Here is a 1724-nt window from a genome sequence, read left to right on the forward strand (position 1 = left end):
CGACTGGTGCGACCACAAGGCCCGGTGCCCGGAGTTCGGGGGCACTCCCCCGCCGTACCCGCTGCCGGTTCCGGTGCGGAGAACGACCGACTGCGGGCCGCCGTACAGATCACGGCTCGGCCCATGCAGTCCGCATCACCACCCCCGGGCCGCGCAGTTTCCCGCGCCCCTGAAACCACCGCTCCACCGATAGACGCGAACCCCCGAAGGGACCCACTGCCATGTCTCTCACCCGGAACGGGGCCGCCGCCGGTCCGGCCGCCACCGCGGCCCCCGCGGCCGACCCGGCCCCCTACGCCAAGCGCTGGCTGATGCTGCCGGTGATCCTGGCGGCCATGTTCATGGCCCAGTTCGACCTGTACGTGGTCAACGTCGCGGCCCCGTCCCTGGAGCACGACCTCTCCGCCGGTCAGGCCGCGCTCGAACTCATCGTCGCCGGCTACGCGTTCACCTACGCCAGCGGCCTGATCACCGGCGGCCGGCTGGGCGACCTGTACGGCTCCCGGGCGGTCTTCCTGACCGGCACGGTCGCCTTCACCATCGCCTCGGTGCTGTGCGGCATCGCCCAGTCGCCGGGCCAGCTGGTGGCGGCGCGGCTCGTCCAGGGCCTGACCGGCGCCGCGATGGTGCCGCAGGTGCTCGCACTGATCACCGCGACCTTCCCGCCGGCGGAGCGGGCCCGGGCGCTGTCCTGGTTCGGCGTCACCGTCGGCGTCGGTGCGGTCGCCGGCCAGGTGCTCGGCGGTGCGCTGCTGGAGGCGGACGTCGCCGGCCTCGGCTGGCGGGTCATCTTCCTGGTCAACCTGCCGATCGGCCTGGTCATGCTGGGCTTCGCGGCGCAGCTGCTGCCGCACCGCAAGCCCACCGGGAAGCCCTCGCTCGACCCGGTCGGTGCGATCGGCGTCCCGGTGAGCCTGGCGCTGGCGCTCGTCCCGCTCATCCTCGGCCGGATCCAGGGCTGGCCGGCCTGGACCTGGGTCAGCCTGGTCGCCTCGGTGCCCGCGATGGCCCTGACGCTGCTCTGGGAGCGCGGCCTGGCCCGGCGCGGCGGCCAGCCGCTGCTCAACCTGTCGCTCTTCTCCGACCGGGCGTTCAGCCGCGGTCTGGTGGTCAGCATCGCCACCTTCGCCGGCTTCTTCAGCTTCATGTTCACCCTGACCCTGGTGCTCCAGTCGGGTCTGGGTCTGAAGCCGCTCGCCGCCGGGTTCGTCTTCACCCCGCTCGGCCTGGCGTTCTCCGGCGCGTCGATCGCCTCCCAGCGGATCACCGCCAAGTACGGCAGCCGCATGATCACCACCGGCGGCTCGATCGCGGCGGTCGGCTTCGTCGCCCTGCTGATCGTGCTGGGCGTCTCGGGCGACCACACCAGCCCGGCCCGGCTGATCGGCCCGATGGTGCTGATCGGCCTCGGCAACGGCCTGGCCGTGCCGGCCCTGGTCGGCTCGGTGCTGGCCGGTGTCCGCCCGCAGCAGGCCGGCGCCGCGGCCGGTGTGCTCACCACCGCGCAGCAGTTCGCGAGCGCCGCCGGCGTCGCCGCGATCGGCTCGGTCTTCTTCGCCGCCCTCGGCACCCCGAAGGGCGTCGGCTCCTACGCCACCGCCTTCCAGTGGGTCGGCGTGATCGACCTGGTGCTGGTGCTGATCGCCGCCGCCGTCAGCCTCGCCCTGCCCCGCCCCGCCCGCACCGCCAAGTAGCCACCGCCCCGCGGGTGCGGCCGCCCCGAG

The 1724-nt window shown here is 73.9% G+C and carries 1 protein-coding gene; it reads left to right on the forward strand.

Annotation, left to right across the window (positions count from 1 at the left end; translation table 11 throughout):
• The first annotated feature begins 221 nt into the window (after window positions 1-221).
• Complete coding sequence (locus ABZ641_RS36075) at window positions 222-1694, forward strand: MFS transporter (RefSeq protein ID WP_359988688.1); 1473 nt, start codon at window positions 222-224, stop codon at window positions 1692-1694.
• Window positions 1695-1724: the final 30 nt, after the last annotated feature.

This window comes from Kitasatospora sp. NPDC007106, assembly GCF_040634455.1.
GTDB classification, from domain to species: Bacteria; Actinomycetota; Actinomycetes; order Streptomycetales; family Streptomycetaceae; genus Kitasatospora; species Kitasatospora arboriphila.